General features: G+C 72.7%; 21 protein-coding genes. 12 read left to right on the top strand and 9 right to left on the bottom strand.

Annotated features, from left to right (window positions below; all coding sequences use genetic code 11):
- Nucleotides 1-18: 18 nt before the first annotated feature.
- The 4 genes from BN1555_RS06880 to BN1555_RS06860 all read right to left on the bottom strand — a co-directional run bounded on the left by BN1555_RS06880 (nucleotide 19) and on the right by BN1555_RS06860 (nucleotide 3,723).
- Complete coding sequence (locus tag BN1555_RS06880) at nucleotides 19-267, bottom strand: hypothetical protein (RefSeq protein ID WP_141662817.1); 249 nt, start codon at nucleotides 265-267, stop codon at nucleotides 19-21.
- A gap of 69 nt (nucleotides 268-336) precedes the next feature.
- Complete coding sequence (locus BN1555_RS06870) at nucleotides 337-1,182, bottom strand: GNAT family N-acetyltransferase (protein ID WP_093798548.1); 846 nt, start codon at nucleotides 1,180-1,182, stop codon at nucleotides 337-339.
- A 60-nt stretch (nucleotides 1,183-1,242) separates the two neighbouring features.
- Nucleotides 1,243-2,088 (bottom strand): PaaX family transcriptional regulator, encoded by an 846-nt coding sequence (locus tag BN1555_RS06865; RefSeq protein WP_093798547.1) that lies wholly within the window; start codon nucleotides 2,086-2,088, stop codon nucleotides 1,243-1,245.
- Between the two features lie 18 nt (nucleotides 2,089-2,106).
- Entirely contained in the window at nucleotides 2,107-3,723 is a 1,617-nt protein-coding gene (locus BN1555_RS06860) for an AMP-binding protein (protein WP_093798546.1), read from the bottom strand.
- A gap of 86 nt (nucleotides 3,724-3,809) precedes the next feature.
- On the opposite strand from BN1555_RS06860, the gene BN1555_RS06855 reads away from it, so the two are divergent.
- The 5 genes from BN1555_RS06855 to BN1555_RS06835 all read left to right on the top strand — a co-directional run bounded on the left by BN1555_RS06855 (nucleotide 3,810) and on the right by BN1555_RS06835 (nucleotide 8,972).
- Nucleotides 3,810-4,919, top strand: a complete 1,110-nt coding sequence (locus BN1555_RS06855) for an acyl-CoA dehydrogenase family protein (protein WP_093798545.1) — start codon at nucleotides 3,810-3,812, stop codon at nucleotides 4,917-4,919.
- The gene (locus tag BN1555_RS06850; protein WP_093798544.1) at nucleotides 4,916-5,341 is read left to right on the top strand and encodes a RidA family protein; all 426 of its coding nucleotides are present in this window, start codon (nucleotides 4,916-4,918) and stop codon (nucleotides 5,339-5,341) included. Before BN1555_RS06855 ends, BN1555_RS06850 begins: the two co-directional genes overlap by 4 nt.
- 163 nt (nucleotides 5,342-5,504) lie before the next feature.
- Nucleotides 5,505-6,104 carry a GNAT family N-acetyltransferase gene (locus BN1555_RS06845; protein ID WP_093798543.1) on the top strand — a complete coding sequence of 200 codons (600 nt, stop codon included), beginning with the start codon at nucleotides 5,505-5,507 and terminating at the stop codon, nucleotides 6,102-6,104.
- 101 nt (nucleotides 6,105-6,205) lie between these two features.
- On the top strand, nucleotides 6,206-7,756 hold the full coding sequence (locus BN1555_RS06840) for an MFS transporter (RefSeq protein ID WP_093798542.1): 1,551 nt from the start codon (nucleotides 6,206-6,208) through the stop codon (nucleotides 7,754-7,756).
- 154 nt (nucleotides 7,757-7,910) lie between these two features.
- Nucleotides 7,911-8,972, top strand: a complete 1,062-nt coding sequence (locus tag BN1555_RS06835) for a glucose 1-dehydrogenase (protein ID WP_093798541.1) — start codon at nucleotides 7,911-7,913, stop codon at nucleotides 8,970-8,972.
- A gap of 76 nt (nucleotides 8,973-9,048) precedes the next feature.
- On the opposite strand, the gene BN1555_RS06830 is transcribed toward BN1555_RS06835, so the two are convergent.
- Complete coding sequence (locus BN1555_RS06830) at nucleotides 9,049-9,378, bottom strand: hypothetical protein (protein WP_093798540.1); 330 nt, start codon at nucleotides 9,376-9,378, stop codon at nucleotides 9,049-9,051.
- A gap of 148 nt (nucleotides 9,379-9,526) precedes the next feature.
- Between BN1555_RS06830 and BN1555_RS06825 the strand changes: the two genes are divergently transcribed.
- Nucleotides 9,527-10,036 carry a gluconokinase gene (locus tag BN1555_RS06825; RefSeq protein WP_093798539.1) on the top strand — a complete coding sequence of 170 codons (510 nt, stop codon included), beginning with the start codon at nucleotides 9,527-9,529 and terminating at the stop codon, nucleotides 10,034-10,036.
- 394 nt (nucleotides 10,037-10,430) lie between these two features.
- Here BN1555_RS06825 and BN1555_RS06820 read toward each other — a convergent pair whose 3' ends face one another.
- A complete protein-coding gene (locus tag BN1555_RS06820) occupies nucleotides 10,431-11,654 on the bottom strand; it encodes a phospholipase D-like domain-containing protein (protein WP_093798538.1) in 1,224 nt (407 codons plus the stop codon).
- 223 nt (nucleotides 11,655-11,877) lie between these two features.
- Here BN1555_RS06820 and BN1555_RS06815 point away from each other — a divergent pair, with 223 nt between their 5' ends.
- The gene (locus BN1555_RS06815; RefSeq protein ID WP_093798537.1) at nucleotides 11,878-12,078 is read left to right on the top strand and encodes a type II toxin-antitoxin system VapB family antitoxin; all 201 of its coding nucleotides are present in this window, start codon (nucleotides 11,878-11,880) and stop codon (nucleotides 12,076-12,078) included.
- Between the two features lie 455 nt (nucleotides 12,079-12,533).
- Nucleotides 12,534-13,385, top strand: coding sequence for an MBL fold metallo-hydrolase (locus tag BN1555_RS06810; protein WP_255305917.1), 852 nt, complete (start codon nucleotides 12,534-12,536; stop codon nucleotides 13,383-13,385).
- A gap of 663 nt (nucleotides 13,386-14,048) precedes the next feature.
- On the opposite strand, the gene BN1555_RS06805 is transcribed toward BN1555_RS06810, so the two are convergent.
- From BN1555_RS06805 to BN1555_RS06795, 3 genes are all read right to left on the bottom strand, one after another.
- Entirely contained in the window at nucleotides 14,049-16,427 is a 2,379-nt protein-coding gene (locus tag BN1555_RS06805; protein WP_093798535.1) for a UvrD-helicase domain-containing protein, read from the bottom strand.
- A complete protein-coding gene (locus BN1555_RS06800; RefSeq protein ID WP_093798534.1) occupies nucleotides 16,424-23,509 on the bottom strand; it encodes a DEAD/DEAH box helicase in 7,086 nt (2,361 codons plus the stop codon). Before BN1555_RS06800 ends, BN1555_RS06805 begins: the two co-directional genes overlap by 4 nt.
- A gap of 157 nt (nucleotides 23,510-23,666) precedes the next feature.
- The gene (locus BN1555_RS06795) at nucleotides 23,667-23,924 is read right to left on the bottom strand and encodes a GntR family transcriptional regulator (protein ID WP_093798533.1); all 258 of its coding nucleotides are present in this window, start codon (nucleotides 23,922-23,924) and stop codon (nucleotides 23,667-23,669) included.
- A gap of 147 nt (nucleotides 23,925-24,071) precedes the next feature.
- Here BN1555_RS06795 and BN1555_RS06790 point away from each other — a divergent pair, with 147 nt between their 5' ends.
- Genes BN1555_RS06790 through BN1555_RS06775 form a run of 4 tightly spaced genes read left to right on the top strand, consistent with a single transcriptional unit; the run spans nucleotide 24,072 to nucleotide 25,316 of the window.
- Nucleotides 24,072-24,425, top strand: a complete 354-nt coding sequence (locus tag BN1555_RS06790; RefSeq protein ID WP_093798532.1) for a hypothetical protein — start codon at nucleotides 24,072-24,074, stop codon at nucleotides 24,423-24,425.
- Nucleotides 24,422-24,649 (top strand): hypothetical protein, encoded by a 228-nt coding sequence (locus BN1555_RS06785; RefSeq protein ID WP_093798531.1) that lies wholly within the window; start codon nucleotides 24,422-24,424, stop codon nucleotides 24,647-24,649. Before BN1555_RS06790 ends, BN1555_RS06785 begins: the two co-directional genes overlap by 4 nt.
- Entirely contained in the window at nucleotides 24,646-25,050 is a 405-nt protein-coding gene (locus tag BN1555_RS06780) for a hypothetical protein (RefSeq protein ID WP_141662816.1), read from the top strand. The genes BN1555_RS06785 and BN1555_RS06780 overlap by 4 nt, the downstream gene beginning before the upstream one ends.
- Entirely contained in the window at nucleotides 25,047-25,316 is a 270-nt protein-coding gene (locus tag BN1555_RS06775) for a hypothetical protein (RefSeq protein ID WP_093798529.1), read from the top strand. Before BN1555_RS06780 ends, BN1555_RS06775 begins: the two co-directional genes overlap by 4 nt.
- Nucleotides 25,317-25,459: the final 143 nt, after the last annotated feature.

The raw sequence follows: 25,459 nt of genomic DNA, 5'->3' as shown, positions 1-25,459 counted from the left end.
CCGCTCCGGATGACGGCGTCAGCCGTGCGGCGGGGAGGCGGCGGGCCACGCGGTGGGCAGGCGGGCGCAGTGGCGGCAGGCGCGGGCCGAAGCCGCCACCGCGGCGTGCGAGGCGAACGCGAGCAGCGGCCGGCCCGTGGTCGGGGCGACGGCGGTGGCGAGCGCGAGCGGTTCCACGGCGGCCCGTCCGACCGTGCTCACCGGCATCTGCGACGTCCCCCGGGCGGTCGTCGCCGTCCTGGTGATCGTCCGCCCCGGCTCCGCCACGAGCGCGTGTCCCCCGGGCGGCCCCGTCCGCCCCGATCGCCGCGGTACCGGTGGCGGTGTGCCCGCGCCCTACCCCGCCGTCGCGATCTCCACCCGGTCCGCCACCGCGCGGTAGCCGATGCGCCGGTACACCCCGTTGCTCGTCGGATTCGCGAGGTCCGTGAAGAGCAGCACCTCGTCCGCCCCCGCGTCCCGCGCCGCCCCGCTCACCGCGGCCGTGACCGCCGCCGCGTACCCGCGCCCGCGCCGCTCCGGCGGCGTGTAGACCGGCGCGACACGCACCGCGCCCGCGGCGGGACGGGAGACGCCCGCCATCGACACCGGGACGCCGTCGCGCTCCCACAGGGTCAGGCCGCCGTAGGCGATGCGGTCGTCGACCGCCCGCCCGGCCCCCGAGCCGGTACGGCCGGCGCCGATGTCCTCGTGGAAGGCATCGGCCCACTCCACCAGGAGCTTCCGGTCGGCCGCGGTCGCCACCCGCGCGCGGCCCGGCGGCGCGGGGTCCGGCGGGGTCAGCTCCCCGAGCCGGTACAGCCGCTGCTCCACCAGGGTGGTGACCTCCACGCCGGTACGGCGCCATTCGGCCGCCAGTGCCTCGGCCGTGCCCCGCTCCGCGCTGACCGCCGGGCCGCCGAACGTCACGCACGCCCCGGCCAGCGGCGCCACCGCCTCCGCCGGCACGGTCCCCACCAGCATCGCGTGCGGCGGCGTCCACAGCAGCGCACCGTCCACCCGGCCGTCCGCGCCGCGCCACCAGCCGTACCGGGGGGTGCCTTCGCCGTACGCGTCGCTGCCGCGCCGCCTCAGCGTCCCGGCGACCGTGAGCAGCAGTGTGTTCTCCGCGGGCCGGGCGGCGACGGCGGCGCCCGCGGCGGCCAGGTACTCGTCGAGGTCTTCGCTGAAGGTCCAGGTCATGCCCCATGCTGCCGGGCGGCACCGGGGTCCGTCACCCGCTTTTCGTCCCCCGCCTCCCGGTCAGGCGCCGCCGCCGCGTACGAACTCCGCCCCCGCGTCGCGCAGCCGCGCGTGCAGCCCCGCGAAGACCTCCGCCGAGCGCACCCCCGGCCAGTCCGCCGGCAGCAGCTCGGCCGGAAGGCCGGGGTCGGCGTACGGAAGGCGGCGCCAGGAGTCGAGGGCCAGGAGATAGTCCCGGTAGGCCTCCCGCGGATCCGGCGCCGCGTCGCCCCGGGCCGCCCACGACCGCAGCACCGGCTCGTGCAGATCCAGGAACTGCTCGTGCTGCTTGGCGATCGCCGCCAGGTCCCACCAGCGCGCCACCGCCTCCTCCGTCGCGGTGAAGCCGAGGTGCTCCCCGCGGAACAGATCGACGTACGGGGCGAGCTGGAGGCGCTCCAGCGTGTGCCGGGTCTCCTCGTACAGCCCCGCCGGCGCGATCCACACGCCCGGCGCCGCCGCCCCGAAGCCCAGGCGGGCGAGGCGGGAGCGCAGCACGTGCCGCTTGGCGCGCTCGGCCTCGGGGACCGAGAAGACGGCGAGCACCCAGCCGTCGGACAGCCGTGGCGCGGGACGGTCGTAGATGCGGCGGTCGCCGTCGACGAGGAGCTGGTGGGCGTCGCCGGACAGCGCGTAACCGGCGGCGCCCTCCGGCGTACGGGCGGCCACGAGCAGCCCGCGGCGCTTGAGCCGGGAGACCGACGAGCGCACCGACGGCGCGTCGACCCCGACGGCGGCCAGCAGCCGGATCAGCTCGGCCACCGGCATGGGATCCCCCGGCACGGACTCCGCGCCCACGCCGGGAGTGCGTCCGTACGCGCCGTAGAGGGAGACGATCAGGGAACGGGGGGTGTGCTGCTCGGCCACGTGATCACTCTACGGCCGTCACCCTGCGGCCGCCCGCAGCCGGAAGCGCTGGAGCTTGCCGGTCGGCGTGCGGGGGAGGGCGTCCAGGAAGACGATGTCGCGCGGACACTTGTACGGCGCCAGCTCGGCCTTGACGAAGTCGCGCAGCAGCGCCGCCGTCGCCTCCCCGCGCGCCGCCTCGTCACGCAGCACGGCATACGCCACCACCACCTGGCCGCGCAGTTCGTCGGCCCGTCCCACCACCGCCGCCTCCACCACATCGGGATGGCGCAGCAGCGCGTCCTCGACCTCCGGTCCCGCGATGTTGTACCCGGCCGAGATGATCATGTCGTCGGCGCGGGCGACGTAGCGGAAGTAACCGTCGCCGTCGCGGACGTAGGTGTCGCCGGTGAGGTTCCAGCCGTCTCGCGCGTACTGCGTCTGCCGGTCGTCCGCGAGGTAGCGGCAGCCCACGGGCCCGCGCACCGCCAGCAGCCCCGGTTCGCCGTCGGGCACGGGACGGCCCGACCCGTCGACCACCCGCGCCTCCCAGCCCGGCACGGGCACGCCCGTCGTGCCCGGCCTGACCGCCTCGTCCGCCGCCGAGATGAAGATGTGCAGCAGCTCGGTCGCGCCGATGCCGTTGATGATGCGCAGCCCGGTGCGCTCGTACCAGGCCTGCCAGGTGGCGGCGGGCAGGTTCTCGCCGGCCGAGACGCAGCGGCGCAGGGCGCGCAGGTCGTGCGCGCCCACGTCGTCCAGCATCGCCCGGTACGCCGTCGGCGCGGTGAACAGCACCGACACCCGGTGCTCGGCGAGGGCGGGCAGCAGCTGCCTGGGCCCCGCCTGTTCGAGCAGCAGCGCCGAGGCGCCCGCCCGCATAGGGAAGATCACCAGACCGCCGAGCCCGAACGTGAAACCGAGCGGCGGACTGCCCGTGAAGACGTCGTCGGGCCCGGGCTTCAGCACATGGCGGGAGAAGGTGTCGGCGACGGCCAGCACATCGCGGTGGAAGTGCATGCAGCCCTTGGGCCGACCGGTGGTCCCCGAGGTGAAGGCGATCAGCGCGACATCGTCGGCCGACGTCCGGACGGCGTCGTACCGGGGCGGCTTGCCCTCCGCCGCCCGCAGCAGGTCGTCGGGCGCGTCGCCGCCGTACGCCACGACGCGCATCCCCGGCGCCTCGGCCTTCACGAGGTCGTCGACGGCCCGTACGTCGCACAGGGCGTGGCTGACCCGCGCGATCTCGCACATGGTCGCCAGCTCGGCCGCCCGCTGCTGCGCCAGCACCGTCACCGCCACCGCGCCCGCCTTCATCACCGCGAGCCAGCAGGCCGCCAGCCACGGTGTGGTGGGTCCGCGCAGCAGGACACGGTTGCCGGGCACGACGCCCAGGTCGGTGGTGAGGACGTGCGCGATCCGGTCGACGCGGCCGAGCAGTTCGCCGTACGTCCAGACCTCGCCCGTGCCGGTGCGGAAGGCGGGCCGGTCCGGGCCGAAGCGCTCGACCGTACGGTCCAAGAGCTCCGCCCCGCAGTTGAGGCGGTCGGGATAGCGCAGCTCAGGACGGTCGAGGAGCAGCCGCGGCCACTGATGGGCCGGCGGCAGCCGGTCGCGGGGAAAGGTATCGACGTGCGCTGAGGTCTTCAGCTCCATGACGGGATCGCCCCCTTGTCGCCTCCTGAGCGTATCGTTCGGGTGACGACAGTCAACGGTCCGCGATAAAAGTGAGGTGCGGGGACATGCCGGGATTCGCGCTGGAACCTCAGCAGCAGGAGTGGTGCGAGCGACTGCGCACGCTGGCCGCCGACCATCTGCGTCCTCTCGCGGAGAAAGGCGAACCGGGCAGGGTGAACCGCCCTTTGATCGCCGCCCTCGGGGAACACGGCCTGCTGCGGCGCCTGTTCGGCTCCGGCGCGCTCGACCTCTGTCTGATGCGCGAATCCCTCGCCCGTGCCTGCACCGAGGCCGAGACCGCCCTCGCCCTGCAAGGGCTCGGAGCGAGCCCGGTGGCCAGGTCCGGCACGGACGGGCAACGGGCGCGCTGGCTGCCCGAGGTGACCGCGGGGCGGGCGGTCGCCGCCTTCGCGCTCAGTGAGCCGGGCGCGGGATCGGACGCCGCGGCGCTCTCGCTCACGACCGTACCGGAGGGGGACGGATGGCGCCTGTCCGGTGAGAAGTGCTGGATCTCCAACGCGCCGGAGGCCGACTTCTACACCGTGTTCGCCCTGACCACCGAGGACGCGGGCGCCCGCGGCGTCACCGCCTTCCTGGTCCCCGCCGACCGGCCCGGACTGACCGGCACCCCGCTGGACATGCTCTCGCCGCACCCCATCGGCGCCCTGGCCTTCGACGGTGTCCCCGTCACCCGCGCCGATGTGATCGGCGAGGTGGACCGGGGCTTCCGCGTCGCCATGGACACCCTCAACCTCTTCCGCCCCAGCGTCGGCGCCTTCGCCGTCGGCATGGCCCAGGCCGCCCTCGACGCCGCTCTCGCGCACACCGCGAGCCGTACCGCCTTCGGCGGCCCCCTCAAGGACCTCCAGTCGGTCGCCCACCGGGTCGCCGAGATGGCGACCCGCACGGAGGCCGCGCGCCTGCTCGTGTACGCCGCCGCCTCGGCCTACGACGCGGGCGCACCCGGCGTCCCGCGCCGCGCCGCCATGGCCAAGCTGTTCGCCACCGAGACCGCCCAGTACGTCGTCGACGCGGCCGTCCAGCTGCACGGCGCCCGCGCCCTCCAGCGCGGCCACCTCCTCGAACACCTCTACCGCGAGGTCCGCGCCCCCCGTATCTACGAAGGCGCGACCGAGGTCCAGCGCACGATCATCGCGAAGGAGCTGTACCGATGACCCCGCCCTCCTCGGACCCCCCGCACCACCTGCGCCGCGTCAACCCGGCCGAACTCCCCCCGCCCACCGGTTTCTCGCACGCCGTCACCACCACCGGCTCCCGGCTGGTCTTCCTGGCAGGCCAGACGGCCCTCGGCACGGACGGCAAGCCCGTCGGCGGCACGCTCCCCGCCCAGTTCGAGAAGGCCCTCGGCAACCTCCTCGCCGCCCTGCGCGCCGCCGGGGGCACCCCCGCCGACCTGGCCCGCGTCACCGTCTACGCCACCGATGTCGCCGACTACCGCGCCCACGCCCGCGAACTGGGCCGCATCTGGAGCCGGCTGGCCGGCCGTGACTACCCCGCCATGGCGGTGATCGGCGCGGTCCGCCTCTGGGACGAGCAGTGCCTGGTCGAACTGGACGGGGTGGCCGTACTGCCCTGACGGCGGCAGCTCCCCGTACGGCTCCGGTTCCCCGGCCTTCCCGTCCGTCGCCGGAACACGGTGAACCCCGCCCCGCCCCGCCCGGGATGGGAGGCTGTGCGCACAGGAGGCCGTACGCATCCTCCGCACGCGGCCGTGTCCATGGACGGAAACGAGGACACCCATGAGCAGTGCCTGGTTCGAACGCCCCGCCCTGACGGGTCGTTACGTACGTCTTGAGCCGCTGTCCACCGGCCACGCCGAGGGACTCTTCGAGGCGCTCAAGGACCCCGCCGTCTGGACCTGGTTGTCCAAGAAGCAGCCCGCCGACGCCGCGGGGATGCACAGGATCGTCGAAGGGCTGCTGGACAAGCAGGAGCAGGGCGACAGCGTCGCGCTCGCGCAGATCGACGTCGCGACCGGCGAAGTGGCGGGCTCCACCTCGTACTACGAGATAGAGCCCGCCCACCGCGGCATCGCGATCGGCTCGACCTGGCTCGGCAGCCGCTTCCAGCGCACCGGCATCAACACCGAGGCCAAACTGCTCCTGCTGGGCCGGGCCTTCGACGACCTCGGCGCGCGGCGCGTCACCTGGCACACCGACCACCGCAACGAGCGCTCGCAGCGGGCCATCGAGCGCCTCGGCGCGCGGCGCGAGGGTGTACTGCGCGGCCATCGGACGAGGCCTGACGGAACCGTGCGCGACACCGTCGTCTACTCGATGCTGTGCGACGAGTGGCCGGCCGCGCGCGAGGCGCTGACCGGCCGCCTCACGTGTCCCTGACGGCAGGGGGGCTGATCGACTGGTGACCCGCAGGCTCCGGGCTTACGGTCGAACGGTGGGCAAAGCCGGCCCACCGCCCCCTCCCGTGAGGGCCACGCATCATGACGACCTCACAGCCGAAACCGCCCTCGGCACAAGCGGCGTCCACTCCGGGCCAGGGCGACAGGAACGGCCTCGCCCTACTGGTCATCGCCTCGTGCCAGTTGATGGTGGTGCTCGACATCACCATCGTGAACATCGCTCTTCCGCACATCCAGAGTGATCTCGAATTCTCCACCACGAGCCTTTCGTGGGTGGTCAACGCGTACACGCTGACCTTCGGCGGGCTGCTGCTCCTCGGCGGCCGCGCCGGTGACATCCTCGGACGCCGGAAGGTCTTCGTCTTCGGCGTCCTGCTGTTCGTACTCGCCTCCCTGCTCGGCGGTCTCGCCCAGAACTCCGGTCAACTCCTCGCCGCCCGCGCCCTCCAGGGCGTCGGCGGTGCCATCGCCTCGCCGACGTCGCTGGCGCTGATCGCCACCACCTTCACCGAAGGACCGGCCCGCAACCGGGCGTTCGGCGTCTTCGCCGCGGTCTCCGCCGGCGGTGGCGCGATCGGCCTGCTGGCCGGCGGCATGCTCGTCGAATGGCTCGACTGGCGCTGGGTGCTGTTCGTCAACGTACCGATCGGGCTGCTCATCGCCCTCGCCACGCCCCGCGTCATCAGGGAGTCCCCGCCCCGCCCCGGCCACTTCGACGTCACCGGGGCGCTGACCTCCACCCTCGGCATGGTGTGTCTGGTCTACGGCTTCATCCGGGCGGCCCAGGAGGGCTGGAGCGACGGTCTCACGCTGGCGTCGTTCGCCGTCGCGGTGGTGCTCCTCGCGATTTTCGTCCTGGTGGAGCGGCGCTCGAAGCAGCCGATCACGCCGCTGCGCATGTTCGCCGACCGCAACCGGGCGGGCACGTACGGCATCATGCTCACCCTCGCCGCCGCGATGTTCAGCATGTTCTTCTTCCTCACGCTGTTCGTCCAGAACGTGCTGGGCTTCGGCCCGCTCCGGGCCGGTGTGGCCTTCCTGCCGGTCAGCGTGGTCATCGCGGTGGGCGCGGGCCTGGCCTCCCAGCTCCTGCCCAGGTACGGCCCGAAGCCCTTCATGGTGACCGGCTCGATCCTGGCCGCGGCGGGGCTGGCCTGGCTGACCCTGACGGACGTCCACTCGACGTACCTGGGCAGCGTCCTCGGACCGATGCTCGTCTTCAGCCTCGGCATGGGCATGAACTTCGTCTCGCTGACGCTGATGGCGGTCTCCGGTGTGCCCGCGCACGAGTCGGGCGCGGCCTCGGGCCTGCTCAACGTCACACAGCAGGTGGGCGGCTCCCTGGGCCTGTCCATCCTCGTCACGGTGTTCGGTACGGCCAGTGGCAACGAGGCCGAACGCCAGATACCGCGGTTCCTCGCCCGGACGGGCCCCGCCGAACGCGCGGAATTCCGGCGGACCGGGCAGCTCCCGCCGCCGTGGGGCGACGAGGTGCTCACCTCGGGGGTCTCCGCCGCCTTCGTCGTCGCCGCGGTGTTCACCGTGGTGGCCGCGGTCATCGCGCTGTTCGCCGTCCAGGTGCGCCCGTCCGACCTGGAGCGCCTCCAGGGCGGCCGCGGGACCGGTTCCTGAGCCCGGCCCTTGGCGTCGGCCTCCGGGCCGGGGCCGGCGCACCCCGACGGCGGCCCTCCGCTCCGGTCTCCGGCGCGTCCGGAGTTTCCGGCGGCTGCTGGGGGATACCCGTTTTTGGTGATCCTCCGCTCCTACCGACGGAAAAGGGAAGCCGATGCGCGCACTGACCGTCCGCCCGCATGCGAAGGATTCGCTGGAAGTCCGCGACCTGCCCGCGCCGGTGCCCCAGGAGGGGCAGCTGCTGGTCGACGGTCTCGCGGTGGGGGTCTGCGGGACGGACAAGGAGATCGTCGAGGGCGGTTACGGCTGGGCGCCCCCGGGCCGTGACTGGCTGGTGCTGGGGCACGAGTCGCTCGGACGGGTCCGCCAGGCACCGCCGGGCAGCGGGTTCTCGGCCGGCGACCTGGTCGTCGGGGTGGTCCGCCGGCCCGATCCGGAGCCGTGCGGCGCCTGCGCGCGCGGTGAGTTCGACATGTGCCGCAACGGCCGGTACACCGAGCGCGGCATCAAGCAGATCGACGGTTACGGCTCGCAGGTGTGGTGCGTGGAGGCGGAGTACGCGGTCAAACTCGACGCACGCCTCGAACGGGTGGGGACGCTGCTGGAGCCGACGACCGTGGTGGCCAAGGCGTGGGAGCAGGTGGAACGGGTCGGCGGCAGGTCCTGGTTCGAGCCGCAGCGCGTGCTGGTGACGGGGGCCGGCCCGATCGGGGCACTGGCCGCCCTGCTGGGCGTACGGCGCGGCCTGGACGTACACGTGCTGGACCGCGTCACCGAAGGGCCCAAGCCGGCGCTGGTGGAAGCCCTGGGCGCGACGTACCACGCGGAGAGCGCCGAGAAGGTGATCCCCGCCCTCCGCCCGGACGTCATCATCGAGGCCACCGGAGCGGCCGAGGTGGTGTTCGAAGCGATGTCCGGCACCGCGCCCTACGGCATCGTCTGCCTGACCGGTGTGTCGCCCACCGGCCGCAGTCTGAGCGTGGAGGGCGGCACCATCAACCGGGAGATCGTGCTGGAGAACGACGTGGTGGTGGGCTCGGTCAACGCCAACCTGCGCCACTACCGGCAGGCCGCGGACGCGCTGGCCGGAGCGGACCTCCCGTGGCTGGAGAGGCTCATCACCCGCAGGGTTCCGCTGGACCGTGCGGACGAGGCCTTCACGGCCCAGCCCGACGACATCAAGGTCGTCGTGGCCCTCGATCCGGGGGCCGGATGATCCGGAGCGCGGGCGCGGGGCCCGGGCGAGCGCCGCTGCACGGCCGGAACCCGCCCCCGGCCCGCCCGCCGCGCGGTCAGCGGCGCGTCCTCTGGTGGCGACGGTGCTCCCGCAGCATGGAGCTGTCCGCGAGCGCCAGCAGGGCCAGGACGGCGAAGAGTACCGCGATGGCCCCCAGCGCCCACGGATTCGGAGCACTGCCCCCGTGCGAGCGCGAGGCCCACACCCCGAACAGCACGGCGAGAACCAGGAACAGCGGCGTGTGGATCTTCGCGAGCAGGTGCCTCAGCCTGTACGCACGGCGTGCGGCCACCGTCTCCCCGGCGCTGTGCCGCCCCTGGGGCGGGGGAGGGCCCGCACCGTCCTCGTGGCGCAGCTCGTCCGGCTCGGGACTGTGGTCGCGCATCGACGCCTCCAGCGGCGAAGGACCCCTGTCCTCAGGGTAGTCCCGTCCCGCGCGGACCCGTGCTGCGATCCCGCCGGGCCCGGCGGGTGCGGCCACCGGGTGCGGTAACGCTCCGGAAGAGCCGTCGGAGCTGTACTAGCCTGAACCGATGTCTCACAACGCTGCTCCCCTGATCGTCGTCATGGGTGTCTCGGGGTCGGGAAAGACAACGGTCGGCCGGGCGATCGCCCAGCGCCTCGCCGTGCCCTATGCCGAAGCCGACGACTTCCATTCGCCGCGGAACGTGGCCAAGATGCGGGCCGGCGCCCCCTTGGACGACGAGGACCGCCGCCCGTGGCTCGACGCGATCGCCGCATGGCTCGCCGAGCATGCCGGACGGGGAGGCGTGGTCACCTGCTCAGCCCTCAGGCGGCGTTATCGCGACCGGCTCGCCGCCGTGTCGCCCGAAGTCTTCTTCCTCCACCTCGACGGTTCGGCGGAGCTCATCGCCGGCCGGCTCGCGGAGCGCAAGGGCCACTTCATGCCGACGAGCCTCCTGCAGTCCCAGATCGACGCCCTGGAGCCGCTGGAGGCCGACGAGCCCGGCGCGGCCGTTTCCATCGACGGCACGCCCGAGCAGACGACCGCTCTGGCGCTCGCCGCGGTCGAGGACCGGTGACCGGGGCGCCGGTGGGACGCGGTCAGCGCCGCTGACCGTCCGGTGGCGCGGCCGGCCGTCCCACGGCCGCGTCCACACAGCCCGCCCCATCCACGTCCGGGAGGGCGGGAAGGGCTCCACCCCGTCGGTTTCCGCGTGCTCACCGCATTCGGCCTCCGCTCCGGCGGTGGACTCGCCGGCTACGGAGGCCCCGACATGGGCGGCGGGCGCTCCCCGGCCGTAGCGGTAGCCCTCCCGGTACTGCTCGGCATCGCTGTCCGGCGCACCCGGGCAGGACCAGGAGCAGAGTCAGGAGCAGAGCCAGGAGCAGAAGGGCCGACGGCGCCGGCCTCGCGGTCCGTACCCGCGTACGCGGGCCGGAACCGGCCCGCACGAGCGGGAAGTACGAGCGAGGTCACAGGTACCGGCGGATCGGTATGACGGCCGTCTCCCGCACGCGCTGAGCCAGTGAACGCTTCTTCCACCGGGCCGCGCTGATGCGCTCGCTCACAGCGAGGTCCTCGTCGAAGTGGCGGTCCAGGGTGGCGGTGAACTCCTCGTCCAGGACGGCGAGCATGACCTCCTCGTCGTGGTCGAGAGAGCGCCGGTTGAAGTTGGTGGACCCGATCAGGGAGAGCACGTGATCGACGGTGATGGCCTTGGTGTGCATCATCGTCGGCTGGTACTGGAAGATCTTCACACCGCAGGCGGTGAGGTCCTCGTAGTAGTGCTGGCCGGCCAGCTGGCAGACGCGCTTGTCGGTGTACGGGCCCGGCAGCAGGATCTCCACCTCGACCCCGCGCCGCGCGGTGGCGCAGAGCAGCTCGATGAAGTACGCGTCGGGGGAGAAGTAGGCGGTGGCCAGACGGAACCGTTCCTCGGCGGACTCCAGCCCGACCCGGATCAGGGTCTGCATGTCCTGCCAGCCGAAACTGGCCGATCCGCGTACCACCTGAACGACCGCGTCGCCCTGCGGGCGGTGCTCGACGAACCGGTCGCGGTCGTCGAAGAGGTTGTCGTGACATTCGGCCCAGTTCTGGGCGAAGGCCGCGGCGATTCCGTCCACCGCCGGGCCCCGGACCTGCACGTGGGTGTCGCGCCACTCGTTCTCGTTGCGGGCGTCGCCGCACCATTCCTGGGCGATGCCCACACCCCCGGTGAAGGCCGTCTCCTCGTCGACGACGAGGACCTTGCGGTGGCAGCGGTGGTTCTGCTTGAACGGCGAGAGGTAAAGGGGTCTGCGGAACCACGCGACCTGGACCCCGGCCCGCTCCATCTCCTCCAGCTGGTCCTTCTCGATCAGCCGGCTGCCGAAGCCGTCCAGCAGCAGCCGCACCCGTATCCCCCGGCGGGCGCGCTCGGCCAGTGCCTGGGCGAATTCACGGGCTATGTCGCCCTTCCAGTACACGAACGTCATCATGTCCACGGTGTGCTCCGCGGAGCGGATCCCGGCCAGCATCGCCGCGAAGATCTCGTCCCCGTTACGGAGCGGGACCAGCCCGTTGCCCTCGGTGGCGGCGATGCCGATCAGTCGCTCCAGACGTCGCCGTATCCGCGCGGCGCGGTCCTCGAAGGAGGGGGCGGCCTGCGGGAGGGCGGTGCCGGGGGTCGTTTCCGGCGGGTCCTGTGTGCTGGTCATGGTGTCACCTGGCCGGCGCAGACGAGGGGCGGGAACTGCGGGCCCGGTCCGGCGCGGGTCCGCGCAGCGTGGTGACTGTACCGGGTGGTCCGCCTCCCTCACGACCCGCTCGGCCATGGGCCGGCGCCGTGAGGGTCGGCGGCCTTCCCGGAGGCGCGGGTACGCGCCGGCCTTGAGCGGCTAGAGTTCCGGCCCGACGGAAGATCCGGCAAAGGGGGGCGCTGTGGCCAAGGTCAACATCAGTCTCGACGCGGAACTGGTGGTGGAAGTGATGGTTCTGGCCGGGGTCGGCTCGCCCCAGGACGCCGTCGAGGCGGTCGTACGCGACTACATCGCCCGCGGCCACCGCACAGAGGCACGGGTCGAGTTCAAGGAGCGGGCCGTGCGCGAGGCCGAGGCCAAGCCGCAGGAGCCGCAGGGCTGACCGGCGTACCACGCCCGGGCCGCCCGCGGCACACGCCCCCGGGCCGCGACCCGGGGCCGCGGCACACCCGGAACGGCCGGGGGCCGGGCCCGCGGGCACACCGCGACGGCCTCTCCGAACGGCAGTCCTGCCCGCTCGGAGAGGCCGAGGGCGCCGTCGCACTGCTCACCCGCCGGGGCACCCGGCAGCGACCCGCACTCACCCTGCTTCCCCTCACCCGCCGCGTCCCCGGGGGACTGGACCGCCCTCGCCCGCGGACACCTCGACGGGGTGGGCCGGCTTCCCTCCGCGCAGCGAGGGCGCGGGACCGGCGCCGTGACGTTCCGAGCGCGCCGGGGCCCACACGGAGATCCACGGGCACAGGGCGCCTGTACCGCGCTTGACGACGGCGCGCCATGGGGCTGGACTGGATCCACGGGCAGCTGCGGCCGGACTCCGTTCTAGGGAGAGCAGCGATGACAACCATGGAAACTTTCAATCTTCTGCAGCCGTACCGGATCGCGGAGGAGACGTTCGTCATCCCCTGGGCCCTGGAAGCTCCGCCGGTCGGCCACTTCCCGATGAACTCGATGGTGATCCGGGGAGCCGAGCCGGTGCTCGTGGACACCGGGGCACCGGCGGTACGGTCGCAGTGGCTGCAGGCTGCGTGGTCCGTGGTGGATCCGTTGGACGTGCGGTGGATCTTCCTCACCCACGACGACCGCGACCACGCCGGCAACCTCCTGGCGGCTCTCGCTGAGTGCCCGAACGCGACACTGCTGACGACGTGGTTCTCGGTCGGGCGCATGGCCGAGGAGTGGGAGACGCCGATCAACCGGTGCCGCTTCATGATCGACGGCGATACGGTGGACGTGGGTGACCGAACGCTGGTCGCCAAACGGCCGCCGCTGTACGACAACCCGACCACCCGCGCCCTCTTCGACTCGAAGACCCATGTCATGTGGGCGGTGGACACCTTCGCGACGAACGTGCCCGATCCCATGCCCGAAATCGCCGGCCTGTCTGCGGACGAGTTCCGCGACGGGCAATTCTTCGGCGGGCGTCTGGTCTCACCCTGGGTCTCGTTGCTGGACGGCCAGAAGTTCCGGACAGTGGTGGACGACTTCCAGCGGCTGGACGCCGAGGTCATCGCCGGCTGCCACTCGCCGGTGCTTCGCCGGCCACGGATCGCGGAGGCGTTCGACCTGCTCCGCCGGCTTCCTGAGATCCCGGCGTGGCCGGAGTTCACGCAGGCCGACCTCGACCGGTGGATGGAGATCGCCGAGGGTTCGGTCCCGCCGGAACAGCCGAGGCCCTCGGCCCCGTGACGGGCCCTCCCGCGTCTCCTGGCTGTTTCCCCGTCCGGCGTTCAGGCATCGTCGAGGCCGCTGACAGGCTGTCGCGCCGGCCGGCCGGTGGCCGACGGCGGGGGTCGCGTGCGGCGAACTCGTCGCCGTCGGGATCCGGCGGACCGCGCAGCCGTCTCTGCGCCGCCCCTGCGGACCTCTGCGCACCTCGCGCCCGGCAGCCGGGCGCGAGCGCTGTGGGCCGTCGGCGGCGTCTTCCGCGAAAGCGGAGACACCGACGACGGCCCACAGCCGGCCCAGGGGGACGGAAGGCGCCCTGACCTGCGGCTGAGTTAGATGTCGCGGAAGACACCACGCAGTTCTATGGCCTGCGACGATACGCGGCGGCAGAACGTTGACCTGCATTAATCATCTTTCAGGTGTCTCCTGCGCGTACACGTTGGTGCGGTCGAAAGTCCCAGCAAAGTCCCAAGGGCTACTGCAGCCCACGACCGCGTTCTCTGGGCTACATGCGGGCCATTTTGATGTGAGCACCGTGGAGCGGACGACCTCCTTGCCGCAAGGGACTGGCCGGCGTCGCGAGTCCGTGGAAATCGTCGAAGCGTTTCCGATGACCTCGCAAGCGGAGTGCGTGGCGATTCTGTAACCTGCGGACAAGAGGGCCTGACCTGAGATTATGTGGCGTCAGGCCGCGTTTGAACCCGAAGGCGGACCGTCCTCCCGCAACAGGGACGACGCGCGGCCGGCGTCGCGGTCGGCCTGCTGGGGCAGGTAACGGCTTGCTCTGCCGTGCCAGGTGACGATCAGCTCGTCCCGTGCCCGGGTCGCCGCCACGAAGAGCAGGGAGCGGGCTCGCTGCTCCTCCTGGCGATACCGGTCGGGACTGCTCAGCCTGAAGGTCTCGATGCGCTGATGGGGAATCAAGCCTTCGCTGACACCCGCCAGGAACACCCGCTGGAATTCCAGCCCCTTGAACCGGTGCATGGTGCCGATGTGCACGGTGTCGACATCGCGGGGGCCCACCCGGCCGATCTCACTCGCGGGAATCAGGAACGGTTTGCACGCCAGCGTGTAGGCGAGCTGTGTGACGGCGTCCTTGTCGGGCACGCTGACGGCCATGGCGGCGTACGGAGTTCCGTAGCGCTCGTGACGCTCCTTGAGCAGGGCGGCGATCGCCCGCATCTCGGTCTCCCAGTCGGGAGCACGCCAGTACTGGGGAGCCAGCCCGGTCAGTACGGACCGGTACCCGTCCAGGGTGTCGGCCCCGTCGTCGAGATCGTCGAAGCTCTCACCGTGGACCAGGCCGTGGGCGCTGCCCAGGATCTCCCGCGTCGTGCGGTAGTTCAGGGTCAGCCGTCGGGAGGCCCGTCCAGGGGTGTTGATGCCGAGCCGGCCCAGCACCACCTGGTGCGAGTAGATGCGCTGGTGGGCGTCACCGACCAGGAAGATGTCGTCCGGCCCGGGGGCCGTCATCGCCCGCAGCATCCGCCAGTGGGAGGCCGACAGGTCCTGGGCCTCGTCGACGACCACATGCCGGTAGCGGGGCTTGAGCCACATGCCGCTTCCGGCCTCACGATGGACGAGGTCCAGGCCGCCGTGCTCCTCCTTGTAGCGTGCTTGCTCGACGGCCTTCGCCATGTGGCGCCCCTCGATCCGCGCGGCCTCGTCGGCGATCAGCGCGTACGTGGTGCGGCGGGGCGGACCGTCCAGCAGCGAGCGGTACGTCTGCACCAGCTCCCACACCTTTTTCCGGTCGGCTCGTTGCAGCACTCCCCGGCCTTTGCGTTCCGCGCGGAAATACAGACGCTCCGTTCCGCAGCCCTGCGCGAGGATGACGTGCTTGAACTCCGCGTCGAGGAAGTCGGCGTCGTAGTCGAAGACACCCACCTCCGTGCACGCGCGGTGCCAGAGCGCCATGGCCTCCTCGTCGCCCATGGGCGTACCGAGCACCGAACCGGGATGCTGCTCGACCACCTCCCGGGCGACCTGGTCCACGGACTTGACGTCGACCCGGCGCACGAGCGCGTCACCGCCGAGCCGGTGCAGGCGCTCCCTCAGGTCGGCGGCGAGGTTCGTGTTGTACGTGGTCAGCAGCACGGGCCGGGTCTGGCCCGGGGGGAGCCGGTCGACGAGGTACCGGACCCGGTGGAGCGCCACGACGGTCTTGCCGGTACCCGGCCCGCCCGTGACCTTCGCCGATCCCTTGAAGGACGTGGTGGCGAGCCGGCGCTGCTCGGGATGGAGAAAGAGCCGCCACGCCTCGAAACCGTCCCCGAGCGCGTCCAGGACCGCCGCGTCCTCCGTGCTCACTTGGGAGACTGGGCGCCGAGCGGCCTGCGCCCAGTCCTGCGGGTCGACTCGTCCGTCGGCCCGCCACTGGTCGGTGACGAACGCGCGCACCTCGGACGGCTCCATGCCGTCGTGCAGCGCCAGCAGCACCTCCCGGGTGAGCCCCGGGAGGTTGTGACCGAGCACGGCCTCCAGCTGGCGGCCGTCGGTGATGCGCCGCAGAGCGGGCAGCAGGGAGGCGATGACACCGAGCTCGACCAGCTCCCCGTCGTCGTAGCGGGCGAAGAGCGGGACCGGGAGAGCGGTCGGCACGGGTTCGGAAGGCGAGGCGGCCTCTTCGGCGGCCGGGGCTTCCGCCGGCACGGCATCCGGTGCCGGATCGGGCTCCGCCCGTGCGGGCATCGCCACCACCTGGGCGCTGACCTCGCTCTGGTCGACGAGCTCGACACCGCCGGAGACCGCGTTGATCTCCACGGTCAGCCGGGCGAGTTCGTCCCGTGCCGCCGGCCCGACCCGGACGGCCAGCAGACTGAAGCGGTTTTCCTCGGTCTCGAGGAGCAGCCCCATGCGACTGCCGTCGAGGGAAGCAAGGAACAGACGTCCGTTTCCGCCCGTCTCCCGCAGGAAGACCAGCCGCAGCGCCCTGTTGGACCGGTCGGTGCGCAGCCGGCGGACGAAGTCGCCCACCGCGTTCTTCGTGACCGCGTCGAGGCGCCGGATGTCCTCGTTGGCCTGCGGTGTGACCGTGACCTGTGTCCGGACTCCCTGGCTCATGACCGGTCCCCTCCCTCTCCGGATGCGCTCTCCCGCCGGTCGTCCAGCAGGACGGTGAGCTCCTTCTCGTCCCAGCCGCCCGGCGCCCGGACCTGCCACCCGGCCGCGTGACACTGCTCCATGTATGCGTCGTCGGCCGCGTCCTCGTCCAGGACGACCGCGATCCTGCGGTCCGGCCAGGCGAGTTCGAGCGGCCTGGAGAGACCGGGGGCGTCCCAGCCCGCCTCGGCGGCCCGCACCTGGCCGCGCTCGGCGAGTGCCGTGGCGAGGGCCTCGATCGCCGGGTCGCCCACGTACGACAGTTCACGAAGGACGAGATCCCACGCGGCGCGTTCCAGCTCCGTCGGCACCGCACGCGCACCGTCGGCCTGCGGCGACGTGCCGGGAGCCGCCTCGGCCGCCGCCTCCGGCGCAGCGCCCGGGTCCTCCCGCTCCGCTTCCGGCAGCACGAGCCCCGTGCCCGGCAGCTCCTCGCGCAGGGCCGGCAGGAGCCCGCCGGCTCGTACGGCCGTGGCCGCCAGCAGTCCCGCGTCGAAGGAGTCCAGCTCGCTGCGGGCGAGTTGCAAACCGTCGGCCCGGCCGGTCCCGGCCGGATCCAGGAACTGGAGTACGTTGCCCCAGCACAGCCACGCCTTCCAGCGCCGCCGGTGCGTGTCGCCGTCCCCGGCGACGGCCTCCGCACGGTCGTCGAGCACGGCCAGCGCGCTCAGCCCCTGTGGTTTCGTCCGGCCGTCACCGATCAACGTCAGCGGCAGGCCTGAGCCGTCGCGTACGGGGTAGAGCTTCAGCCCCTGACCGCTCACCGGCGGCCGGGCGTCGCCCCGCAGCGTCGCCTCTATCCACGCGACGGCCGCCTCGGGGGAGGCGTCGACCACCTCCTCCCGCTTCGCCAACGGGAGCAGACCCCCCACGCACAGCCGGGCCAGCGCGTGCCAGCGCCGCAGGTCGGGGTCTGCGAGGAAGGAGAGGAGGGCGGGGACGGCACCGGCGAACAGCCGGTCGATCTCGGCCGGGTCCTGCCGCTGCCGCGCCCAGTTGGCCCGGGCCCGGCCGCCCGGTGTGGCGTCCCCGTCGACGGCGTACGGCGGCCACGCGGCCTGCGCCGACGGCCCGGCCAGGGCGGGGGTGAGGGCCTGTGCGCCCTCGTCCCCGTCCGCCGCCGCACCGCGGCCGGCCCGGGTCCGCAGCTCCTTGTCCCAGGCCATGACGTCGTCCCAGGTGATCTGCCAGACCAGCATGCCATCGGCCCGGAGCCGGGCCCGCTTGGCGGCGTCCCCCGCGATCCGGTTCGTCGCCGCGGAGGCGTGCCACCGGTAGCCGTCCAGGTAGACGGCCACCGGCACGGGCGGCGCCCCGTCCGACGTGGTCTCACCCGCGACGGGGCGCAGCAGCAGGTCCGGCACCGTGCCCTGGGCGTGCAGCGGCTTCTGTGCGACGGACTCCCAGCGGATCGGGGAGCCGTCCCGACGGCGTAGCGTGAACTGCTTGCCCCGGCGTCCGGTCGGGGTCTCCTCGTGCTCCACTTCGGCCTTGTTCGCGGGATCGTCGAGCCAGCGGTCGAGGCAGTCGATGAACCGCCGCTCGAGATCGCTCTGGGCCTGCCGGGCGAAGCGCCTGCGGTCCTCCTCCTCGGCCTCCGCGCGCCCCGCCCGGTCCTTGCGGAGCGGCTTGACGTCCCACCGGCTGTGCCCGTCCGCACCGAGTACGTCGTCGAGCATCCACAGCGCTTCGAGGCGGTCCAGGAGCGGGTACTCGCGCTCCGGCGCGTATCCCAGCAGACAGAGGTGACACGCGCGCCGGGGCCCGTTCTCGCACGGGCAGGCGCGCAGGTATTCCTGCGCCGCCGCCAGCACCGCTCGGAATTCGTCGCCCACGCGCTCGACGAGCCGTTGCAGATAGCCCGTGCCGCCGGGCAGCGAGTCGTAGAGCACCAGGTAGTTGCGGGTCAGTCCGGTCTCGCGGTCCGGTTCCGTGCTCGGGGTGGACCGGATGTGCGCGGGGTCGCCGCCGTAGCGCAGTGCGAGCCCCAGGTGCAGGGCGGCGGAGAAGGACGCCAGGCGTTCCGGCACGTGCAGGGTCGCGGCGGGCAGCAGGATGCGCAGTGCCTCGGTGCGGTGCTCGGTCGCGGTGATCACCCGCCGGTCCTGGGCCTGGACGGCCCGGCCGCGGCGCCGGGTGGGGCACCAGGGGCGGTGGTGGGCGAGCTCCGGCCGTCCGGCGAGGGATTCGGACAGCTCCTCCTGTACGGGGGCGTGGCCGGGATCGCGGTCGGTGGCACCCCCGCACAGCGGGCAGAGCACGAAGGGGGTGACGGTGACCTCGGTGCCGGCGAAGTACGTGTCGGGGCGGCGGTTCGCCCTGGCGGGCCCGAGGTTGAACCTCCGGATGACCGCCTCGCGCACGTGGTCGACGCCGAACGTGGCCCCCGTGTGACGCCAGCTCTCCTTGATCGCGGCCGGGTCGATGTCCACCGCCGTGGCCGTCGAGTAGTGGCGCTGGTTGCGCGTGTCGACGTCGTCGATGATCCGGGCGTCGTCCCGCTTGTCCCGGGAGGTCACCTTGTGCGGGACGATCACGTGGTGCAGCGCGGCCCGGCCGCCGATGCCGGGGCCGCCGCAGCGGGGGCAGGGCGAGGTGTCGGTCTCGGCATCCTTGGTGCGGACGTGCCCGCACTCCCGGCAGACGCGCCAGGCGGCCACCGCCGGACGGGCCTCGTCCTCGCCGTCCTTGGGGCGCGGACCGAGATCGAAACCGTCGATGGTGTGGTGGTAGCCGAGGACGTAGTACGAGTTCCCGGGGGCGAGCTCGGTGAGCGCGGACTCGGCCGGCCGGGTGTAGGTCCGGCTCTCCGTGCGCCACTGCGACGCGGGAGCCTTCTCCGCGTCGGCACCCGCCGCATCACGGGTACGCCTGGCGGGCTCCTTGCGGGTCAGCGCGGCTTCGAGGCGGACACCGCCCTCCACCAGGCTGTAGTTCGGCAGCAGACCCCGCTGGACCAGGAACGCCTGAGCCCCGGCCTGCGCGAACTCCTGGAGCTGCCCCCCGACGGCCCTGGCCTCCCGGGCGAGGTTGCGCTGCTCCCGTGCCTCGTCCTCCACGTTCTCGTGCAGGGCTTCGGCCGCCTCGTTGATCCGGGCGCGCCGGTCCACGAGCTCGGCCCGCTCGGCCTCCCAGTCCTCCTCGGCGTACCGCAGGGCCTCGGCCAGCTTCCCCGCCGCATAGCGGTGCAGCGACGCACGGGCATCGCGGGAGACCCCGGAGTCGGGCACACCGTCGATCTCCGGGAACAGCTTCAGGAAGTTGTCGGCCAGATCCTTGCGCCCGGTCACGGCCTGGGAGAACCGCCGCAGCCAGCCGACCCGCCCGAACAGGGCCGTCACCCGGTCGGGCAGCGGGGTCACGCCCTCCAGGCGCCCGCGCGCGGCCAGGTCGACGAGATGGGCGACGTACTGGCGGCGCAGCAGCTCGCCCGCCGACAGGAAGCAGCCGGGAGGCAGGATCCGCCCGGCGATCAACTGCCGTGGCTCGGCCAGGTGGTAGAGGGCGCGCGGGCTGGTGTCGGCGAGCGACACCATGAGCGCGTTGCCCGTCGAGCGGCCGGCCCGGCCGACGCGCTGGACGTATCCGGCGGTGGTCGGCGGCAGGGAGGCCAAAACGACCGCCTCCAACTGGCCGATGTCGATGCCCAGTTCGAGGGTGGGCGTGCAGGACAGCACGTTGGGGTCGGTGTGCCGGACGCCCTGCCGGAAGCCCTTCTCGACCTCTTCGCGCTCCTTGCGGGTGAGCACCCCGGTGTGTTCGGCGGCGACCACGCTGTACGGCCCCGCGTCCCGGTACAGCTGCCGGTAGTAGTCCGCCCGGTAGTCCCGGCCGGCCCTGCCGGGCGCCTCGGTCGAGGGCACCGCCAACTGCCCCTCACAGCCCTTGAGCGGGCAGGGCAGGCCCTGCCACACCGGCACCCGCTCCGGCGGCACGGTCTGCGTCCAGCCGCACTCCGGGCAGGCCAGCGCCGCGTGCGCCGTCTGCTCGTCGGTCAGCGGCCGCACCCGGATGTGCCCGGGGGTGAGCCCGTAGGTCCCGTGGTCCTGGTTTCCCCGGCCCGCCGCCTCCTGGCCGGTACGCCGGTGGGCCAGGGCGCCGATCTCCGGGTCGGCCAGCCGCGGCAGCAGCTCGGCGAGGTAGCCGGCGGCGAGGGCCCGGTCCATGCCCAGGCAGCGTGCGGCGAAGTCGGCGTACCAGCTCTCCTTGGTGTCGACCCGCTCGAAGTCCGTACGGCCCGATCGCGACCCCACCAGGACGAAGGCGGGCGCGTCCGAGTGCCGGCCGAAGGCCTGCATCCCTTCGGGGCGTCCGCCCCAGACGGGGTAGCGGTTGCGCCCCTCGGCGTTGATGAACTCGTCCAGCCACTTGTGCCGGATGCCGCCGCTGGCCCGCACGTGTTCCAGGAGTCCGCGGACGAACCCCTCGAAGCGGCGCAGCCGTTCCGGCCCGGAAGCGGGCAGGACCGGAGGAGCGGATTCCCCGGCGGGTCCGTCGTCCTCCGCCGCTTCTCCGGGGTCCACGGGCAGCTGTCGGCGCAGGTGCTCCCTGTACAGCCCTTCCGCGAGCTTGGCAGCGGTTGTCGGGTCCGGTAGATACACCTCCGCCGCCACCGTGCGGGTGAGCTCCAGGGTGCGGCCCGCCCGCGAGTTCAGTCCGAACTCCAGCAGGGTGTTGAACGCCAGCCGCTCACCGACCAGTTCCCACGTCCCCTTGGGCAGCCGCTTCTTGCCCGCCAGGAGCCGCTTCACCTTGTCCACGTCGTGCAGGTCGGGCGGCACGACGGACGCGAGCAGCTTCTCCTTGTCCACGGAGGCCCGCTTCACCAGCGCGGCGATCAGCTCGTTCAGCGGCACGCCCTTGTCGGCGAAGTCCGGTTCCTCCGCCGAGCGCTGTGCCAGCTGTTCCTGCACGAGCGAACGCAGCGAGAACTTCCAGGCGCGCGACGCGACGAATCCGGCCCGGTGCGCCGCGTCCTGCACGGAGTCGTTGAAGATCAGCGTCTTGCGCGCGTCGTTGCCGTCGGCGTCCTTCTTCGGCAGCTCCCCGCCGGTGAACAGCTGGGTGACCGCCACCGAGGCGAGCGGGGCCACACCAGCACCGAGGAACCGGATGCCCTGGGCCTGCCCGCAGGCCGGGCAGCGGTCCTGCTTGGCGTACGCGTCCTGGTCGGCGTTGTCGAACCACGCCTTGACGAACACCCCGTTCTCCGGGGCCTCGGCGATCGATCCGTCGGGGCGCAGCACCTCGTCGGGGTCTATCCGGCGCAGCGCCTCCCCGTTGCCCTCCAGGACCAGCACGGTCGCTTCGCGGACCGCCGCCCGCTTCCCGCGCCGCATGCTCCGGCCGAGTGCCTGCCGCGCCTGGTTCGCCGCCTCGGCGGGCGTCGCCGCGATGAGCGCCCGCACCCGGGCCTTGCCGGCCCCGCCGCCCGCGCTGAGCCGGTAGACGTCGTCGGGCGCGGAGACGAGGGAGGTCGGGTTGCGCTCGGGGCACACGGCGCTCCAGCCGGAGCGGCCGCAGTGCCGGCAGTACGCCGACGGCAGCCGCCCGGCCCGGGGCGCGGCGCGGTTCCGGTCCGCCTGCGCGGCGGATGTCACGGAGGCGGAGGCGGCCCGGTCGGCGTCCGTCCACGAGAAGGCGGGCTGCGGCGCGACGAAGCGCAGCACCCGGGAGAGCGCACGCACCCACAGGTGCGTCTCGACGAGCAGCAGCGGCCGGTCCTTGCCTGCGGGTGCCCCCGGGTCACGCGCCACGGAGATCAGCGCGATGAACCGGGCCAGCGCCTTGGCGGCGATCTCCGGGTCCTGCGCCGCCGTCACCCGCCATGCGGAGCCGGCGGGGAAGGCCGCCAGGATCTCCCCGGCCGTGAGCGGCTGGTCCACGTCAGCGGTCAGCAGGTCGTGGGTGAGCGGGTGCGCGAGGAGGCGGCGCCCCATCTCGCGGGCGTCGGACGTGTCGCAGCCCAGCACCAGCCGGGAGACCTCGTCGAGCCCGCCGTCGCGCGCGGGCGGATCGGGCAGGGCCGCGACCTGGGCAGGCGACGGCAGCGGCAACCACACGTCCACGGGGGAGAGGAAGGAGTTCAGGTCCCGCCGGTCCTCCCCGACCACGGCGTCGTCAGGAAAGCGCACTCCGAACACCTGCGACGCCACGTTCAGCATGGCCCGGGAACCGCCCGCACCGCCTTGGTCCTGCCGGTCCCGCACGGGCGACTCACCGAGCGTCGCCGAGGTGGCCACCGGGCAGATCGAGCCCAGCGGCCGCCCCTCCTCGGCCGCTCCGACGACCACGCCGAGCCGCCGCAGCAGCATGGCGACGTCGGTGCCCTGGGCCCCGTCGTACGTGTGGAACTCGTCGATCACGATGTACGCGAGGTCCGCGTCGGCCCACAGCGGGGCGTCCTGCTGCCGCTGGAGCAGCAGGTCCAGCATCTTGTAGTTCGTGATCAGGATGTCCGGCGGATTCCGCCGTATCTCCGCCCGGTCGACGGCGACCCGCCCGTACGGGGAGCCGTTCTTCGTGGAGCTGGCCTCACCGATGTAGAGCCCGGCGGTCACGTCCCGGAGCCGCTCGTCCTCCAGCAGCTCGCCGATCCGGTCCGCCTGGTCACCCGCGAGCGCGTTCATCGGATAGAGCAGCACGGCCTTGATCCCGTGCTTCCCGGCCGCCTTGGCCCGCCGGCAGTGGTCGATGACGGGGACGAGGAACGCCTCCGTCTTGCCGGAGCCCGTGCCGGTCGTGACGAGGGTCGGCTGCGGGACGCGCCCGCCCTTGGTCGTCAGCCGGGCGAACGCCTCTGCCTGGTGCGCGTACGGCCAGAAACCGCCCTTGTACCAGTCGAGGTGCTGCTGCCAACCGTCCTCGGCCGCGCGGAACGGCCGCCGGAGCCGGTGGTACGGCCCGCGGAAGAGCCCGTCGGCCGGGTCCGTGAGGAACTCGGTGAGGGCCCCCTGGGTGTCGGGCTCGGCGAGCGCGAACGTGGTGGTCAGATACTCGACCGTGGTGTCGCGCAGCGCCTGCGCGGCGAGTGTGGGACGCATGGTGCCCGCCGGCCCTCCCCCTGTGTTCTGCTCCGGGCGCTCCCGGACGCGCCTTGCGACGTGTGACGTCGGCCGCGGGTGATCATCCGCCCCCGGTCCCGCCCACTTTACGTCCGGGGTCGGACAGTGGGTCCGGAATCGGCCGGGGTGGGGCGGGTCAGCGGGTGGGGGTGCCGTCAGTGAGCGGCAGCGGGTCCACGACGAATGTTCCCAGTCCGACCTCCCCCCGCGTCCATCCCTGCTCGCGTACCTGCCGCATGGCCTTCGACGCCGTCGCGTTCACTACGCCGAACTCCTGGGCGATCTCCAGGGTGGAGGGCACGCGGCTCCCAGGGGGATACACACCGTCCTGAATGCGCCGGATGATCTCCGCTGCGATTTGTCTCCACAGGGGGCGACTGCGATCGAGGTCCATAGGGTCAGCGTGGTGGACCGCGGTTTTCTGTGCATCCGTAGATAACCGTGGATAACTGCGGTTACAGTGACCGGTGACATAGAAGCGCCCCCAAGGCGGCCGGGCAAGGGCCGCCCTGGGGGCTGACCGAAGAATGGAGCTTCGGACATGCGAAACCCTATCGCCGCGCTGCTCGCGTGGCTGTTGAGCGTGTGTGCACCTGATTCTGGGAGGCGTCGGATTCGCCCGCTGCCGAGGGCCCTGCCTTCCGTCCAGCGGCCGGAAGGGGTCCCGGTCGACCTTGATGCTCGGGCACGCGCCACCCGGCCGAGGTCCCCGTACGGGCTCGGGGAACGGCTCGCCGGAAAGGACAGCGCCCTCGTCCGCCCCTACCTCGTCGCGTACGAGCGGCAGGAGGAGCGCGCCCGGCAGCACCTGCGGCGGCTCAGCCTCGTGATGGCGGCGGACTTCGGTATCGACCTGGACGCCCGCGACGTGCATGCGATGGGGGCGGCCTGGTGAGCGAGTCGACTCCCCGTACGCCCGCGCGGAAACCGGTCCGCCTCTGCGTGCGCTGCTACCTCGTCACGGACGCACCCGTGGTCGTGGCCGAGGTGCACCAGAATTCCGGGCCTGGATGGAACATGTACGCGTGCCCGAGGTGTGCCCCCCACTTCCCGCCGGTGCCGGACGTGATCGACCTCTTCCCGAGCGGGCGCGGCGGGGACCGGGACGGTGCCGAGTGAGTGCACGCGGCGCGGTGACGGTGCTCGCGTTCCACCGTGGGTGGGCCAAGGCACTCCGCGTCGACCCCGACACGTCCACGGCTCCGCCGGATACGCTGGCGGGGCCCACCCTGGAGGTCACCGTGACTACGCAGCCGATCCACTCCGACCCGCAGCCGATCCCGCGCACGCAGAGCGCCGTCGCAGCCGCGTTGCCTGCTGCGCAGCGCATGGAGTTCTACTGCGAGATGGGTGAAGCGACCCCCGAGACGATCGCGGAGGTGCTCACGAACTGGTGGCTGCTCGTCCAGGTGGCAGGCGACCCGCAGACCACGCGTACAGCCGCTGCGGTGAAGGCGGGCACGGCCCCGGGGCGCTCGGCGTCCACGGTCATGCGGGAGCTGCGGGAGCGTGGGCGGTGAGTGCTGAGGATGACTGGTGCGAGGGTCCCGAGGAGGAAGACCCGCTGACCCTCTCGCCGCAGGTCGAAGAGGTCCTCTTCAGCCTCGACACTCCCGCCGACGTGATGTCGGCCGTCTCCTCCGTCATGGTCGAGATGCGCGAGGCGCTGGAACTGGGCGTACTTCCTCCCAGTGGCCGGCCGCTCCCGGCAGTCCCCGGAGGGTATGTGTCGGCCATGCCGCGCGGCCTCGGCCTCGTCGAGTTCCACGAGACCGCTACGGAGTAGGGGGAGCGCGGGTTCCACCTCGCCCGCGTGATCAGGATCGACGACTATCCCGCCGAGTTCTGACCCCGCCCATGGTTCCGTAGTGCGGCCCGCTTGTCCGCCCCGTTCTCCCTGAGGGAGGCGGGGCGGACTGCGTTCGGGCC

Source organism: Streptomyces sp. Wb2n-11 (assembly GCF_001049855.1).
In the GTDB taxonomy this organism is placed as follows: domain Bacteria; phylum Actinomycetota; class Actinomycetes; order Streptomycetales; family Streptomycetaceae; genus Streptomyces; species Streptomyces altiplanensis.
This window is presented reverse-complemented; position numbering and strand designations above follow the sequence as displayed.